The sequence below is a fragment of the Mesorhizobium sp. M0152 genome (assembly GCF_040322415.1).
In the GTDB taxonomy this organism is placed as follows: Bacteria; Pseudomonadota; Alphaproteobacteria; order Rhizobiales; family Rhizobiaceae; genus Mesorhizobium.
Genome location: NZ_JAMYTH010000030.1, coordinates 61,521 through 76,818 on the forward strand (window position 1 = coordinate 61,521; position 15,298 = coordinate 76,818).

Annotated in this window: 17 protein-coding genes and 1 pseudogene; 9 read left to right on the top strand and 9 right to left on the bottom strand. The window is 62.8% G+C overall.

What is annotated here, in order from left to right; all coding sequences use genetic code 11:
- Positions 1 to 52: 52 nt before the first annotated feature.
- Positions 53 to 376: a thioredoxin gene (gene trxA, locus NKJ26_RS24905; RefSeq protein ID WP_352599795.1), complete on the top strand. Its 324-nt coding sequence runs from the start codon at positions 53 to 55 to the stop codon at positions 374 to 376.
- Between the two features lie 136 nt (positions 377 to 512).
- Complete coding sequence (locus tag NKJ26_RS24910; RefSeq protein ID WP_352697806.1) at positions 513 to 794, top strand: cupin domain-containing protein; 282 nt, start codon at positions 513 to 515, stop codon at positions 792 to 794.
- 146 nt (positions 795 to 940) lie between these two features.
- Here NKJ26_RS24910 and NKJ26_RS24915 read toward each other — a convergent pair whose 3' ends face one another.
- The 5 genes from NKJ26_RS24915 to NKJ26_RS24935 all read right to left on the bottom strand — a co-directional run bounded on the left by NKJ26_RS24915 (position 941) and on the right by NKJ26_RS24935 (position 6,275).
- On the bottom strand, positions 941 to 2,266 hold the full coding sequence (locus NKJ26_RS24915) for a bifunctional folylpolyglutamate synthase/dihydrofolate synthase (RefSeq protein WP_352599791.1): 1,326 nt from the start codon (positions 2,264 to 2,266) through the stop codon (positions 941 to 943).
- Positions 2,267 to 2,386: 120 nt separating this feature from the next.
- Positions 2,387 to 3,310 (bottom strand): acetyl-CoA carboxylase, carboxyltransferase subunit beta, encoded by a 924-nt coding sequence (accD, locus tag NKJ26_RS24920; RefSeq protein ID WP_352599789.1) that lies wholly within the window; start codon positions 3,308 to 3,310, stop codon positions 2,387 to 2,389.
- A gap of 96 nt (positions 3,311 to 3,406) precedes the next feature.
- Positions 3,407 to 4,246, bottom strand: a complete 840-nt coding sequence (gene trpA, locus NKJ26_RS24925; RefSeq protein WP_352697807.1) for a tryptophan synthase subunit alpha — start codon at positions 4,244 to 4,246, stop codon at positions 3,407 to 3,409.
- 61 nt (positions 4,247 to 4,307) lie between these two features.
- Entirely contained in the window at positions 4,308 to 5,528 is a 1,221-nt protein-coding gene (trpB, locus tag NKJ26_RS24930) for a tryptophan synthase subunit beta (protein WP_352599785.1), read from the bottom strand.
- An 87-nt stretch (positions 5,529 to 5,615) separates the two neighbouring features.
- Entirely contained in the window at positions 5,616 to 6,275 is a 660-nt protein-coding gene (locus NKJ26_RS24935) for a phosphoribosylanthranilate isomerase (protein ID WP_352697822.1), read from the bottom strand.
- A 112-nt stretch (positions 6,276 to 6,387) separates the two neighbouring features.
- On the opposite strand from NKJ26_RS24935, the gene NKJ26_RS24940 reads away from it, so the two are divergent.
- Positions 6,388 to 6,606 carry a hypothetical protein gene (locus NKJ26_RS24940; RefSeq protein ID WP_352697808.1) on the top strand — a complete coding sequence of 73 codons (219 nt, stop codon included), beginning with the start codon at positions 6,388 to 6,390 and terminating at the stop codon, positions 6,604 to 6,606.
- Between the two features lie 92 nt (positions 6,607 to 6,698).
- Here the strand turns inward: NKJ26_RS24940 and NKJ26_RS24945 are convergent, their stop codons facing one another.
- The 4 genes from NKJ26_RS24945 to NKJ26_RS24960 all read right to left on the bottom strand — a co-directional run bounded on the left by NKJ26_RS24945 (position 6,699) and on the right by NKJ26_RS24960 (position 10,169).
- Positions 6,699 to 7,457, bottom strand: a complete 759-nt coding sequence (locus tag NKJ26_RS24945) for a M48 family metallopeptidase (RefSeq protein ID WP_352697810.1) — start codon at positions 7,455 to 7,457, stop codon at positions 6,699 to 6,701.
- A gap of 202 nt (positions 7,458 to 7,659) precedes the next feature.
- A complete protein-coding gene (locus NKJ26_RS24950) occupies positions 7,660 to 8,142 on the bottom strand; it encodes a DUF2852 domain-containing protein (RefSeq protein WP_352599779.1) in 483 nt (160 codons plus the stop codon).
- 117 nt (positions 8,143 to 8,259) lie between these two features.
- Entirely contained in the window at positions 8,260 to 9,402 is a 1,143-nt protein-coding gene (locus NKJ26_RS24955; protein ID WP_352697812.1) for a benzoate/H(+) symporter BenE family transporter, read from the bottom strand.
- A gap of 2 nt (positions 9,403 to 9,404) precedes the next feature.
- The gene (locus NKJ26_RS24960; protein ID WP_352697814.1) at positions 9,405 to 10,169 is read right to left on the bottom strand and encodes an alpha/beta hydrolase; all 765 of its coding nucleotides are present in this window, start codon (positions 10,167 to 10,169) and stop codon (positions 9,405 to 9,407) included.
- Positions 10,170 to 10,387: 218 nt separating this feature from the next.
- Between NKJ26_RS24960 and infC the strand changes: the two genes are divergently transcribed.
- The 6 genes and pseudogenes from infC to pheT form a co-directional block, all read left to right on the top strand.
- On the top strand, positions 10,388 to 10,924 hold the full coding sequence (infC, locus tag NKJ26_RS24965; RefSeq protein ID WP_010912915.1) for a translation initiation factor IF-3: 537 nt from the start codon (positions 10,388 to 10,390) through the stop codon (positions 10,922 to 10,924).
- Between the two features lie 299 nt (positions 10,925 to 11,223).
- The gene (locus NKJ26_RS24970) at positions 11,224 to 11,850 is read left to right on the top strand and encodes a methyltransferase family protein (RefSeq protein ID WP_352599773.1); all 627 of its coding nucleotides are present in this window, start codon (positions 11,224 to 11,226) and stop codon (positions 11,848 to 11,850) included.
- A gap of 182 nt (positions 11,851 to 12,032) precedes the next feature.
- Positions 12,033 to 12,236 (top strand): 50S ribosomal protein L35, encoded by a 204-nt coding sequence (gene rpmI, locus NKJ26_RS24975; RefSeq protein ID WP_006201248.1) that lies wholly within the window; start codon positions 12,033 to 12,035, stop codon positions 12,234 to 12,236.
- Between the two features lie 93 nt (positions 12,237 to 12,329).
- The gene (gene rplT / locus NKJ26_RS24980; RefSeq protein WP_006201247.1) at positions 12,330 to 12,731 is read left to right on the top strand and encodes a 50S ribosomal protein L20; all 402 of its coding nucleotides are present in this window, start codon (positions 12,330 to 12,332) and stop codon (positions 12,729 to 12,731) included.
- Positions 12,732 to 12,875: 144 nt separating this feature from the next.
- A complete protein-coding gene (pheS, locus tag NKJ26_RS24985) occupies positions 12,876 to 13,973 on the top strand; it encodes a phenylalanine--tRNA ligase subunit alpha (RefSeq protein WP_352697816.1) in 1,098 nt (365 codons plus the stop codon).
- A gap of 43 nt (positions 13,974 to 14,016) precedes the next feature.
- Positions 14,017 to 15,225, top strand: a pseudogene (pheT, locus tag NKJ26_RS24990) (phenylalanine--tRNA ligase subunit beta); the annotation flags it as partial.
- Positions 15,226 to 15,298: the final 73 nt, after the last annotated feature.

Here is a 15,298-nt window from a genome sequence, read left to right on the forward strand (position 1 = left end):
GGGCGCGACCACCACCACATTTGGTGCGGCAAAACGTTCGAAAGGATTTCCGATGACAACCGTCAAGGTCGACAAGAGCAATTTCCAAGCCGATGTGCTTAACGCCAACGTGCCGGTCGTGGTCGATTTCTGGGCGGAATGGTGCGGTCCCTGCAAGATGATCGCCCCGGCGCTCGAAGATATCGCCACTGAACTTGGCGCCAAGATAAAGATCGCCAAGCTGAACATCGATGAGAATCCCGAGCTCGCCGCGCAGTTCGGCGTGCGCTCGATCCCGACCCTGATGATCTTCAAGGGCGGCGAAGTGGCCGACATGAAGGTTGGTGCGGCGCCCAAGACCGCGCTGTCGCACTGGATCAATGGCAGCCTCGCCTGATCCTTCCGAAATTCCCCGATATCAAGCCCGGCCATCGCGCCGGGCTTTTTGTTGGCGTCATCGCTGCGGCGCTCTGGCCCTCACGCCCGGGCACCGCATGTCTTCTGTTGGCACGCAGAAGCAGGGAGAACGCGATATGACCGGATCCGCCAAGGCTACCGTCTTCATCGACAATGAGCGTGTCATCGTCACCGAATACCGCTTCGCGCCGGGAGACAACACCGGCTGGCACCGCCATGGCCACGATTACGTCGTGGTGCCGCTGATGGACGGCAAGGTGAAGCTCTTGACCAAGGACGGCGAATCCATTGCCGAGATGAAGAAAGGCGCGCCGTATTTCCGCAAGGAGGGCGTCGAGCACGACGTCGTCAACGCCAATGACGGCGAATACGCTTTTATCGAGATCGAGTTGAAATAGCCGCTGAGGTCGTCTCAGAATTCGCTGCGGCGAGACAGATGGCGCGGCTTTCGAGAACCGAAGCGGAGCGGACGTTCTGGTCCGTGAGCATCGGAAGCGCAGAAAACCGCGTCAGGTGGCCGCCGCAGTAGAATTCTCAGACGACCTCATGTCGGTGGGGTGCCGTTCTCGGCCAGTACCGCGCCGGCCAGGTAAAGCGAGCCGCCGATCAGAATTCGTGGCGGCGGGCCGTCCCAGGTGTCGCGCAGCAGCATCAGCGCACTGGCGACGGAACTCACCGGCTCGGCCGTCAGCCCGGCTTCCGTGGCGCGGACCGCCAGTTCGTCATTCGGCACACCGGCATCGCTCTGGCTCACCGGCACCGTGTAGACATGCCGGACAAGGCCCTTGAAGGCGCGGAAATAACCGCTCTGGTCCTTGGTGTTGATCATGCCGGAAATGAGGAAGAGCGGGCGCGGGTTCTTTTCTTCCTGCTCGGCCAGCGCCTCGGCAACGACCACTCCGGCGCCGGGATTATGGCCGCCGTCGAGCCAGATGTCGGCGCCCTTCGGCGCCAGCTCTGTCAGCCGGCCCTGCACCAGTTTTTGCATGCGGCCGGGCCAGGCGACTTTGGTCATCGCCTTTTCGGCGGCGCGATGGCTGATCTCGAAGCCGGCCGCCTTGACGGCGGCGATCGCCGCAGCCGCATTGGCGAACTGGTGGCGGCCGGGCAGCCGCGGCGGCGGCAGGTCCATCAGACCGTCCTCGTCCTGGTAAACCATGCGGCCATTCTCCTCATAGGCGAGGAAGTCCTGGCCATAGACGAAGGTCGGACACTCCAGCCGCTCGGCGGTCTCGATCAGCACCTGTAGCGCCGTCTCGCTTTCCTGCGCGCCGATGACCACCGGGCAGCCGGGCTTGATGATGCCGGCCTTTTCGGCGGCGATCAGTTCGACCCTGTCGCCGAGATAGGCCTCGTGGTCGAGCGACACCGGCATGATCACCGATACGGCCGGCTCCTCGATGACATTGGTGGCGTCGAAACGGCCGCCAAGCCCAACCTCGATGATCGCGGCATCGGCCTGGTGTTCGGAAAACAGCAGGAAAGTCACGGCGGTGAGTATCTCGAAGACAGTGATCGTCTCACCTTCATTGGCCCGGGCGACGCGGGCGATGGCATCGGCGAACACGCGATCGTCGACCAGCCTGCCGCCGCCGTCGGCGGCGAGCCGATAGCGCTCGTGCCAGTTGACCAGGTGCGGCGAGGTGTGGACATGCACCCGGCAATCCGCCGCCTCGAGCAATGCACGCGAAAACGCCGCGCACGAGCCCTTGCCGTTGGTGCCGGCGATGTGGATCACCGGCGGCAGCCGGTCCTGCGGGTTATCAAGCCGTTTCAGCAGCCGCGAAATACGATCGAGCGAAAGGTCGAAGCCTTTCGGGTGAAGCGCCATCAGGGCTTCGATTTCGCGGTCGGCGGCAAGCGTCGTCATGGCAGAATCCCAACGCATGGTTCCGCAAACCAGAATCGGTTTCGGGGAGAACCATGCCAATCAAAGCTACAGCGCGCCGGAGATCCGACGCAATCGCTGTTCGCGGCGCTTCGTGTCGCCTCAGGCCTGCGGCCGTGCTTCCGCGGAGGCCACGGCCAGTGGCAGGATTTCCGGCTCCGGCTTCTGCTCGCCCGGCATCTTGAGCAATATCCTCAACAGGCGCGCGATGGTTTCGCGCAGCTCAAGCCGCGATACCACCATGTCGACCATGCCGTGCTCCATCAGATATTCGGAGCGCTGGAAGCCGTCGGGCAATTTCTCGCGGATCGTCTGTTCGATGACGCGCGGTCCGGCAAAGCCTATCAGCGCGCCGGGCTCGGCGATGTGCACGTCTCCCAGCATGGCGTAGGAAGCGGTGACGCCGCCGGTGGTCGGGTTGGTCAGCACGACGATATAGGGAAGGCCGGCTTCCTTCAGCCGGTCGACGCCGATTGTGGTGCGCGGCAGCTGCATCAGCGACAGGATGCCTTCCTGCATGCGGGCGCCGCCGGAGGCGGCAAACAGGATCAGCGGCCGCTTGCGCTGCAAGGCGACCTCGAAAGCGTGGACGATGGCGTCGCCCGCCGCCATGCCGAGCGAGCCGCCCATGAAGGCGAAGTCCTGCACCGTCACCACCACCGGAAGGCCTTCGACAGTTCCAACCGCGTTGACGATCGCATCCTCCAGGCCGGTCTTGGCCTTGGCGTCCTTCAGGCGGTCGGTATAGCGCTTTTCATCGCGGAATTTCAGCGGATCCTGCACGACCTTGGGGTTTTCGAGTTGCTCGTACTTGCCGTCGTCGAGAAAGTATTTCAGCCGCTCCTTGGCCGAAATCTTCATGTGGTGGCCGGAAGACGGGATGACGAACTGGTTGGATTCCAGATCCTTGTGGAACACCATCTCGCCGGTTTCCGGATCCTTGATCCAGAGATTCTCGGGCATGTCGGTGCGCCGGCCGAGCATCGAATTGATCTTCGGGCGAACGTAGTTGGTGATCCAGTTCATCGCTTCGGCTCCTGTCCTGACGAAGAGTTAGCGCATGCCGCCCAACAGCGGACCCGGTTTTGGAACGACGGCATGCACAATCCCGATCTAGGAGAACTATTCGGCGGCAGCAAGGCGGGCAGAGCGCACGCCTTGCGCCAAGCCGCTGACCAGCGTGGCGACGGCCTCGGCCGGGTCGGCGGTCTTTTCGCCCTTCGGCCCCAGCACATTGGCGACCGCATTGACGATCGCGGTGCCGACGACGACGCCATCGGCATTGGCGCCGATCACGCGGGCCTGCTCGGCGGTCTTGACGCCGAAGCCGACGCAGACCGGCAGGTCGGTATGGCTCTTGATGCGCTTCACCGCCGCCGCCACTTTGCCGGTATCGGCGAGCGCCGAGCCGGTGATGCCGGTCATCGACACGTAGTAGACGAAGCCGGACGTGTTCTGCAGCACCTTGGGCAGGCGCTTGTCGTCGGTGGTCGGCGTCGCCAGCCGGATGAAGTTGATGCCGGCCTTCAGCGCCGGGATGCACAGTTCCTCGTCCATTTCCGGGGGCAGGTCGACGACGATCAGCCCGTCGATGCCGCTGGCGATCGCGTCCTGGAGGAAGCGGTCGACGCCATAGATGTAGATCGGGTTGTAGTAGCCCATCAGCACGATCGGCGTTTCGTTGTCGCCGGTCCGGAACTCCGATGCCATCTTCAGCGTCTTGACCAGCGTCTGGCCGCCTTTCAGCGCGCGCAGGCCAGCCGCCTGGATAGCCGGGCCGTCGGCCATGGGGTCGGAAAACGGCATGCCGAGCTCGATGATGTCGGAGCCTGCCGCCGGCAGCGCCTTCATGATCGACAGCGACGTCTGATAGTCGGGGTCGCCACCCATGAAATAGGTGACGAGCGCCGGGCGGCCTTCGTTCCTGAGCTTCGCCATGCGGCGGTCGATGCGGGTGGTCATGTCTGGCCCTTTGGACGAATTTTGCTCATAGTCAACTCCAAATCGAAACTGTCCAAAGGGCCTAGATCTCCATGCCCAGCATCGAGGCCACCGTATGCACGTCCTTGTCGCCACGACCGGACAGGTTGACGATGACGATCTGGTCCTTGTCCATGGCGGGCACGATCTTCACCGCATGCGCGATGGCATGCGCCGATTCCAACGCCGGAATGATGCCTTCGACGCGCGTCGTCAGCTTGAAGGCTTCCAGCGCCTCGTCGTCGAGGATGGGCACATATTCGACGCGGCCCGAGTCGCGCAGCCAGGAATGCTCCGGGCCGACGCCGGGATAATCCAGTCCGGCCGAGATCGAATGGCCGTCCATGATCTGGCCGTCGGAATTCTGCAGCAAATAAGTGCGGTTGCCGTGCAGCACGCCCGGTGCGCCGGCGTTCATCGAGGCGCAATGCTCGATGCCGTCGAGACCACGGCCGCCCGCCTCGATGCCGATGATGCGGACTTGCCTGTCGTCGAGGAAAGGATGGAACAGGCCGATGGCGTTGGAGCCGCCGCCGACGGCGGCGATGATGGTGTCCGGCAGCCGGCCTTCCTGCTCGAGGATCTGCGCCCGCGCCTCGGTGCCGATCACCGACTGGAAATCGCGCACCAGTTCGGGGTACGGATGCGGGCCGGCGGCGGTGCCGATGAGGTAATAAGTGTCCTCGACATTGGTCACCCAGTCGCGCAACGCCTCGTTCATGGCGTCCTTCAGCGTGCCGTGACCTGAAGTGACCGGCCGCACTTCAGCGCCGAGCAGCTTCATGCGGAACACGTTGGGGCTTTGGCGGGCGACGTCGGTGGCGCCCATATAGACGACGCAAGGGAAGCCGAAGCGGGCCGCGACGGTGGCGGAAGCAACGCCATGCTGGCCGGCGCCTGTCTCGGCGATGATGCGCTTCTTGCCCATGCGCTTGGCGAGCAGGATCTGGCCCAGGCAGTTGTTGATCTTGTGCGAGCCGGTGTGGTTCAGGTCCTCGCGCTTGAGATAGACTTTTGCGCCGCCCAAATGCCTGGTAAGGCCCTCGGCGAAATAAAGCTTCGACGGCCGCCCGGCATAGTGGGTCGAAAGATCGGTGAGTTCAGCCCTGAAATCCGGATCGTTCTTGACCTCGTTCCAGTGCCGCTCCAGGTCGAGGATCAAGGGCATAAGCGTTTCGGCGACGAAACGACCGCCGAAAATGCCGAACATGCCCTGTTCGTCGGGTCCGGTGCGGAAGGAATTGGGTGTCGCCGGCTTGTTCATCGCCGATCTCCTGGCCTTGATGTGTGGGCATGTCCTAGTCGGAAAGCCGGTTCCCACTTTCCGGGGGCATGCTCTGGTTTGAGCCGGTCAGGCGGCGCGATTGTCGCGTGCTGCCCTGACGGCCCGGAAAAACTGCTCGATCAGCGCCGGATCCTTGACGCCGGGCCCGCTCTCCACGCCTGACGAAATGTCTATTCCGGGCGGGCTGGCAAGCCGAAGGGCATCGCCGATATTGGCGGCGTTGAGCCCACCGGAAAGCATGTAATCGACGCCGGCGTCAAGGCCGGCGAGAATGCGCCAGTCGAAGACAACGCCATTGCCGCCCGGCAACTCGGAGCCTTTCGGCGGCTTGGCGTCGAACAGGAACCGGTCGGCAACGCCGATGAACGGCTTTATCCGTTCGAGATCGGCGGCTTCGCTGAGCGGCAGCGCCTTCATGACAGGCAGGCCATGGCGGGCTTTCAGCTCGGCCACGCGCTGCGGCGTTTCCGAACCGTGCAGCTGCAACATGTCGGGCTGCATTCTTTCGACGATCTCAGCCAGGAAGGCATCGCTGGCATCGACGGTGACAGCCACCGCCTTGGCCTTGCCGCGCGCCGCTTGGCGCAGACGGCCGGCTTCCACCGGCTCGACATAGCGAGGGCTTTTCGCGAAGAAAATAAAACCGACATGGCTGGCGCCGCCGGCGAGTGCCGCGGCCATTGCCTGGTCGGTCTTCAAGCCGCAAATCTTGATGTCGAGCGCCATGGCGGGGAATTGGCATGAAATCGAGGCAGAGTCGAGAAAAAGCATACTGTTTGCCGGGCGAGGCCAAAGGCCCTACCTATCGATAGACTGGATGCAAGGCGGGAGCACGATCATGGCCGACAGAACCGTTGCCGAACTCAGGCAGAAGATCGCGCAAGCGCGCGAGGTGATCGCGCATCTGATGGACAAGGCGGCATTCAACGGCGCCGAAGCGCATCGGGCCCTGGATTATTTCGGTAGCGATGCATTCGACCGGAATTTCCTGCCGTGGCCGCACCATGGCGAAGAAGGGCTGCGGCCGGAGGAACTCAACGCGGCGAATGACGATTGAGATTCTCCTGGGCGGCTACCGTGCCTTCGCGTGGCCTCGCCAATCTCCAGGTTTGCAGCAGGGCAGAGTGCCTTCGACGCGCCTTCCCCACGCTACTCGAACACGATCGCCTGCAGCGCGCCGCCATTGCGCTTCAGCCAATCCTTGCAGCGGTCGGTGTCGGGGCAGAGTTTCTCGCATAATTTCCAGAATTTCGGGCCGTGGTTCATCTCCTTGAGATGGGCCACCTCATGCGCGACGAGATAGTTTATGACCGGCGGCGGCGCCATCATGATGCGCCAGGAAAACGACAGATTGCCGTCGGAGGTGCACGACCCCCAGCGGCTGGAAGTGTCCTTGTAGCGGATCGCCTTGGCGCGTTTGCCGATCGCCTCGGTGTGTTTGACCACCAGCTTCTCGATTTCGCGCTTGGCCTCGCGTTTGAGGAAATCGGCGACGCGGCGCGGCAGGTGTATGCGCTCGCCATGCACGATCAGCAGCGGACCGCGCTCATCGCGCGACACGGTGACGGTGCCGCGTTTCGATGGTTCATGGACGATGCGGTGGGGCACGCCGCGCACCGGAACCTTGATGCCCGGCCGCACCTGCGGCCGCGTCGGCACCTTGGCCAGCCGCTGCTCCAGCCAATCCTGATGGCGCTCGAGGAACTTTTCCACCTCGCCGCGACGCAGACCCGGCGGCACGGTGATGCGCAGCCCCTGGCCGCCGGAATCGATGCGCAGGGTCAGGCGCCGCGCCCTGGCGCTCTCGACGATCTTGAGCGGCAGCGTGCGGCCGGCGACGCAATATTCGCGCTCGACGACGGGCGTGGGTTTAGGCTTGGTCAGATTGCGGAAGAATCCGAGGGTCATGGCCGGACGATACGCGATTCGAGAAAAACGAATAGAACAAAAAAGAAACGGCGCCGCTTGCGCGACGCCGTCATTATACGTTGGCCTGTCGCCCGGCCATTAGAGCGACGTGCATCCGATTGGACGCACGAAGTATGCTCTAACACCTTTGAACCTACGCATCGTACTTTCCGAAACTCGATACGATTTTCGGGTCTATGCGTCAGTCGTCAAGCAGGTTCGAGCCTTTGCCGCGCTTGGTCGGCGTCGTCCCTGCGCTCGGACCACTCTTCGTCGCTGCCGTCGACTTGTTGCGGTTGGCCATGAAGCGGTCGAACTCGTCCTGATCCTTGGCGCGACGCAATTCGCGGGCGTAGTCGTCGAACTCGGTCAGCATGTCGTCGAGCTTGCGGCGTTCCTCGGCAAGGCGCTCAAGCTCCTTCTCGCGCCAGTCGTCGAAAGCGACGTTGCCGGTGCGGGCGGAGCCGTGACCCCAGCGGGCGGCCTTGTCAGACCCGCGGCGGCAGCCGGCGAAGATGCCGTCCGTCGCGCGGTTGACGTCGCGCTTGAAGCCGTCGAGCCGGTCGCCCCAGATGATGTAGGCGAGCATGGCGAAGCCGAGCGGCCAGAACACCATGAAGCCGATCACCATCAGCGCGATGGTTGCCGGCGTCCAAGCCGGGCGGATCAATGCAGATGTGTTCATTTTCTCCCATTCCTTCGGTTGGAGACAGCCAGGACCGGCTGCGTGGAATCGAAATGGGAAGGAGAAAACGGCGATTCAAGACAATGTTCGCTAAAACCGGACAAGCTTATGAAATGATTATTGCTTTTTGATCGTATCGAGGAAAAGCACGACCAGCCCGGCAATCAGGCCCCAGAACGCCGCGCCGACGCCGAACAGCGTCAGCCCCGATGCGGTGACGACAAAGGTGACGGTGGCGGCCATGCGATCCCCCTCTTCCTTCAGCGCGATCGACAGTGCGTTGGCGAGCGACGCCATCAGCGCGAGACCCGCAACCAGCACGATCAGGCTCTGCGGCAGGACGGTGAAGATCGCCACCAGCGAAGCGCCGAAAATAGCGAAGACAAGATAGGCCAGCGCATAGAAGGGCCCGGTCTTCCAGCGCTCGGCGGGATCGGGGTGGACGTCCGGTCCGGTGCAGATCGCCGCCGAGATCGCCGCCAGATTGGTGGTCGAGCCGCCGAACGGTGCCGACAGCAGCGAAAACAGGCCGGTGACGCCGATCAGCGGGCCGGGCTCCGGGTGGTAGCCGGCAGCGCGCAGCACGGCGAGACCCGACAGGTTCTGCGAGGCCATGGTGACGAGATAGAGCGGCAGCGCCAGGCCGACGATCGCCTTGGCGGTGAAGTCAGGAGCAATCAGCGTCAGCGTCGACAGTTCCGGTGCCGGCAGGCCGCCGACACGGCCGGTCAGGAAGGCTGCGAGGCCGCCGCCGACCAGAACCGCCAGCACAGAAAGCGCCGGATTGAACAGGCGGATGACGAAGAAGACCGCGATCAGCGGCAAGATCAGCCGTGGATCGACCGGAACGGTCTTGACCGCGTTGAGGGCGAAGGTGACGACGATGCCGGCCAGCATGCCCGAGGCAACGGAGGGCGGTATCCTCGAGATCAGTTTCGTCAATGGCCGAAACAGCCCGGTGGCGATCAAAAGGATACCGGTGACGATGAAGGCGCCGACGGCTTCGCCCATCGAAAAGCCGCTCGATGCCGCAATCAGCGCAAGGCCCGGTGTCGACCAGGCGGTGATGACAGGCATCTTCGTGCGCCATGACAGCCACAGGCATTCGATCGCCATGGCGAGGCAAATGGTGGTTACCCAGCTCGCCGTCTCGATCTGTGTCGCACCGACCGCCTTGGCGGCAGCGATCACGATGGCCAAGGTGCCGCCGAAGCCGACGATCGCCGCGACGAAGGCCGATACCGGAATGGAAAGGCGCATTCTCACCTGCCTCGCCCGACCATGTCGCCTACCACGCGCACCAGCATGTCGAGATCCTGCGGCCGCGACAGGCGATGGTCGCCATCGGGGATAAGCGACAATGTCACGTCGTCGGCCGGCAGCAGGCTGACCAGCTTCAAGGCGTGACTCGCCGGCACGTCCGCATCGGCCAGTCCCTGCAGGATGTGAACCGGGCAATGGGTGTCGATCGGACCCGTCATCACAAGGTTGTCGCGGCCGTCCTCGATCAGCGCGCGCGTGTAGATATAAGGCTCGGCGGAATAGTCGGACGGCTCCTCGAAGTAGCCCTTTCCAGCGAGGTCGCGCTTTTGCGCCTCGGTCAGCGCCGGTTCGACCAGTTCAGCGGTGAAATCCGGCGCCGGCGCCAGCAGCACCAGGCCGACGACGCTGGTGTCGCCTGCCTTGCGCAATTCCTGCACCATGCGCAGCGCGATCCAGGCGCCCATGGACGAGCCGACCAGGATCTGATCGCCCTGGGTGAAATGCCGGAATACCGCAAGGCTCTGCGAAAGCCATTTCGAGATCGTGCCATCGGCAAAGGCGCCGCCGGATTCGCCGTGGCCCGAATAGTCATGGCGCAGAAAGGCGCGGCCTTCTTTTCCCGCCCAGTCAGCAAGCGTCTCGGCCTTCGTGCCCAGCATGTCCGACTTGTAGCCGCCGAGCCAGACGACGCCAGGAGCCGAGCCCGCCATATGGCGCACCGCGATACTCGATCCGTCGACATCCAGAAAGGCAGGGGCAGTCATGGCTTTTTCCTCGCGCCGTCCTTTGGTGCGGGCTCTTGTGGCACAGCCGGTGGCGTGGCGAAAAGTGCTCGCACCCATTCTTTGTTTGGTGCAGGCCAGCGATCAGGTGATTTCCTATCAATGCTGTGCTATTGACTCCGCCCGCGCGCTCACCACATTGCGCGTCCACGCATCAAAACTTGCAAATCCTGAACGAAACGGCCAAGGAGACCACGACCATTCGCAGACCTTTCAAAGCAGCGGCGCCGACCAAGGATGGCCCGCGCTCCAACCGTGACATCCGGGTTCCCCGGGTCCAGCTTATCGACGCCGAAGGCCAGAACCGTGGCGATGTTTCCATCAACGACGCATTGCTGCTCGCCGAGGAGGCAGGGCTCGATCTCGTCGAGATATCGCCCAATGCGGTTCCCCCCGTCGTAAAGATCCTCGATCTCGGCAAGTTGAAATACGCCAACCAGAAGAAGGCGGCCGAGGCACGCAAGAACCAGAAGGTCATCGAGATCAAGGAGATCAAGATGCGCCCGAACATCGACAGCCATGACTACGAGACCAAGATGAAAGCGGTTCGCCGCTTCTTCGAGGAAGGCGACAAGGTCAAGCTGACGCTGCGGTTCCGTGGCCGCGAGATGGCGCATATGGAGCTCGGCATGCAGCTTCTGAACAAGGTGCGCGAGGAAGTGGCTACCATCGCCAAGGTCGAAGCAGAGCCGAAGCTCGAAGGTCGCCAGATGATGATGGTTCTGGCACCGCGCTAAGCAGGCTACGCTCGCTTCGCCAACGCGTCGTCCGCGCAGGTTTCTTCAGTGCCGCAGGTTCTCATCGCAAAACCGTGCGGCACTTTTGCGGATCTGCTTGGATCACGATAGGGTTAGGCGTGGCACCGCGCTCCAAATTCGCCTGAATTGTGTTACACGGCGTCCCGGCGATCGGCGGGACGCCGCTTCCTGGCCACAGCTGCGATCGCCGGCTCTGTTTTTATGCATGTCGTCCTCCCAAAACCGGGGCCATTTTTTGGGCGACATGCATTAGGCTCCTCGACGATCGGATTCCAATCTTGGACAAAGAATTCAAGTACGGGCTGGGTAACTACCAGCAGATACGCAGGATCGTGCTTGCCGTGCTCGTGGCGGTGCTGTTCGCGGCGCTGCTGTTCGGGCAATCGGCCTTCCCTCCCGAAACGCTGGTGCACGAGTCCATCGAGATGTTCGGCGTGCTGTTGATTTTTCTCGGCATCGTGGGGCGCCTTTGGGCGACGCTCTACATAGGCGGGCGCAAATCTTCCGAAGTGGTGACGGGCGGGCCATACTCGATCACCCGCAACCCGCTCTATGTGTTCTCGACCGTGGCCGCGGCCGGCGTCGGCGCGCAGATCGGCTCGTTTTCCGGCATCATCCTGTTCGCGCTGCTGTGCGCGGGCGCCTTTCACATCGTCATCCTGCGCGAGGAGAAGTTCCTCAAGGAAGCGCTCGGCGCGCCATACCAGGCCTACCTGGCGAGGGTGCCGCGCTTTTTCCCGAAGCTCTCACTGTACCAGGAGGGCGATACCGGCAGCTTCAAGCCGCGCTTGCTGTTGACCACGATGCTCGACGGGCTGGTGTTTCTCGTCGCGCTGCCGGCTTTCGAACTGATCGACGGCGCCCAGCAGTCGGGTGTTTTGCCGGTGTTGTTCACGCTGCCCTGACCGGGGGCAGAGGTCGCATCCATGCAGGTGTTGCACAGTCGCCTGCTTTGACGTATAGGACCGCCGTTCCAAGAAAACCGCCCGGCAGGGCATGCCGTGGCGGTTTCATTTGCTTTTCGGGCTTTGGTCGGCCTGAAGCGAACAAAAAGCGCGATAGTGCGCACACCATACGGAGTAGCAAAATGCCCAAGATGAAGACCAAATCCGCCGCCAAAAAGCGGTTCAAGATCACAGGTACGGGTAAAGTCCTGTCGGCTGCGGCCGGCAAGCGTCACGGCATGATCAAGCGTTCCAACAAGTTCATTCGAAATGCCCGCGGCACGATGGTTCTGGCTGAACCGGATGGCAAGAAGGTCATCAAGAATTTTCTGCCGAACGGCCTCTAAGGCATTCGGTCCGGACACGCATTAGTTTTACGCAATTCCGAACGGAAAACCGCAAGACACTTTTCCTGGAATTGCTTTTAAGGAGATCATGACATGGCACGCGTAAAGAGAGGCGTCACCTCGCACGCCAAGCACAAGAAGGTCCTGAAAGCCGCGAAAGGCTTCTACGGCCGCCGCAAGAACACCATCCGCATCGCCAAGCAGGCGGTGGAAAAGTCGCTGCAATACGCTTACCGCGACCGCAAGAACCGCAAGCGCTCGTTCCGCGCGCTGTGGATCCAGCGCATCAATGCCGCGACCCACGAGCACGGCCTGACCTATGGCCGCTTCATCGACGGTTTGAACAAGGCCGGCATCGAGATCGATCGCAAGATCCTGTCGGATATGGCCATCCACGAGCCGCAGGCTTTCGCCGCACTCGTCGCCAAGGCCAAGGTAGCTCTTGAGTACCTCAAGAACACCACCCCGAATGCCTTTGAAAGCGCTGTCGCCTAAGACCAGCGCTTCCCAAGCATTCTAAATTCTGATTTGGGGAACCCGCGCTGGCACGGCTGGCGCGGGTTCTTTTTTTGACCCTGATGTAACCAAATTGGTGACACGCCTGATGGTGGCGGGTCGCCCGATCGAGAGAGCTTCGCCGTGAACGCCACTGCTGGAAATCTTGAAGCCCTGGAAGATTCGCTTCTTGCCGACATCGCGTCGGCCGCCGACGAGGCGTCGATCGAGGCCGTGCGCGTCGCGGCCCTTGGCAAGAAGGGATCGATCTCCGAAATGCTGAAGACGCTCGGCGCGATGAGTGCCGAGCAGCGTCAGGTCAAAGGCCCAGTTATCAACGGCCTCAAGAACCGCGTCACCGAGGCGCTGACGGCCCGCAAGGCTGAGCTCAGGGACATGGCGATCACCGCGCGCCTTGCCGCTGAAAGGGTCGACGTGACGCTGCCGGTGCGGCAGTCGCCGGCCGAGCGCGGCCGCATCCACCCGATCAGCCAGGTCATCGACGAAATCGCTGCGATCTTCGGCGATCTCGGCTTCTCGATCGCCGAAGGTCCCGACATCGAGACCGACTATTACAATTTCACCGCGCTGAATTTCCCGGAAGGCCATCCGGCGCGCGAGATGCACGACACCTTCTTCTTCCAGCCGGACGAGAAGGGCGAGCGCAAGCTTTTGCGCACGCACACCTCGCCGGTGCAGATCCGCACCATGGAGAAGCAGAAGCCGCCGATCCGCATCGTCATTCCCGGCAAGACCTACCGGCAGGATTCCGACGCCACCCACTCGCCGATGTTCCATCAGGTCGAGGGGCTGGTGATCGATAAGACGGCCAATGTCGCCAACATGAAGTGGGTGCTGGAGGAATTCTGCAAGGCCTTCTTCGAAGTGCCGCAGGTCAAGATGCGCTTCCGGCCGTCCTTCTTCCCGTTCACCGAGCCGAGCCTCGAGGTCGACATCCAGTGCGACCGCTCGCGGCCGGGCGAAGTGCGCTTCGGCGAAGGTTCCGACTGGATGGAAATCCTCGGTTGCGGCATGGTGCACCCCAACGTGCTGCGCCATGGCGGGCTCGACCCGGACGAATATCAGGGCTTTGCCTGGGGCATGGGCATCGACCGCATCGCCATGTTGAAATACGGCATGCCGGACCTGCGCGCCTTCTTCGACGCCGACGTGCGCTGGCTGTCGCATTACGGGTTCAGGCCGCTCGACATGCCGACGCTGTTCGGCGGATTGAGCGCGTAATGGCCCGGAAAATTCCTGCCGCCAGATATGACGGAATAGCATCATGAAATTCACCCTCTCCTGGCTCAAGGACCATCTTGAGACCGACGCCACGCTCGCGGAGATCGTCGAGCGGCTGACCTCGATCGGCCTCGAAGTCGAGCATGTCGACGACAAGTCGGGCCTGAAACCCTTCGTCATCGCCAAGGTGCTGACGGCTGTGCAGCATCCCGATGCCGACCGGCTGCGGGTGCTGACCGTCGACACAGGCGACGGTAAGCCGCCCGTGCAAGTGGTGTGCGGCGCGCCAAACGCCCGCGCGGGACTGATCGGCGCCTTTGCCGCGCCCGGCACTCATGTGCCCGGCATCGATGTGACGCTGACGGTCGGCAAGATCAGGGGTGTCGAGAGCCATGGCATGATGTGCTCCGAGCGCGAGCTGGAGCTTTCCGACGAGCACAACGGCATCATCGACCTGCCTGAGGATGCGCCTGTCGGCACCAGCTTCGCCGCTTATGCGCACCTCGACGATCCAGTCATCGAGATCAATTTGACGCCGAACCGGCCGGACGCCACCAGCGTCTACGGCATCGCCAGGGATCTCGCGGCGAGCGGTCTCGGCCGCCTCATCGGCGGCGCGATCATGCCGCATGTCGGCAATGGCATGTGCCCGGTCAAGGTGGAGATCGAGGCGCCCGAGCTTTGCCCCGGCTTTGCGCTGCGGCTGGTGAGAGGCGTCAAGAACGGCCCGTCGCCAAAATGGCTCCAGCAGCGTCTGATCGCCATTGGGCTGAGGCCGATCAGCGCGCTGGTCGACATCACCAATTACGTCACCTTCGACCGCGGGCGACCGCTGCATGTGTTCGACGCCAAGAAGGTTGCAGGCAATCTCGTCGTGCGCCGCGCGCGCGACGGCGAGAAGGTGCTGGCGCTCGACGGCCGCGAATACACGCTGACGCCGGAAATGTGCGTCATCGCGGACGACGATGGCGTCGAATCGATCGCCGGTATCATGGGCGGCGAGCATTCCGGCTGCGACGAGAACACGACAGACGTGCTGATCGAATCCGCACTTTGGGATCCGATCGCCACGGCGCGCACTGGCCGCACGCTCGGCATCATCACCGATGCGCGCTACCGTTTCGAACGCGGCGTCGACCCTGAATTCATGGTGCCCGGCGTGGAGCTTGCAACCAGACTGGTGCTCGATTTCTGCGGCGGTACGCCGACGGAGATCGAGGTGGGCGGGGAATACAGCCCCCCCCCCCCAAAAAAATAAATAAACCAGTAGGGGGGTGAGACGCGGGACCCCCGAGGAAGTGCGCCCGCGGGACTTGTGAGTATAA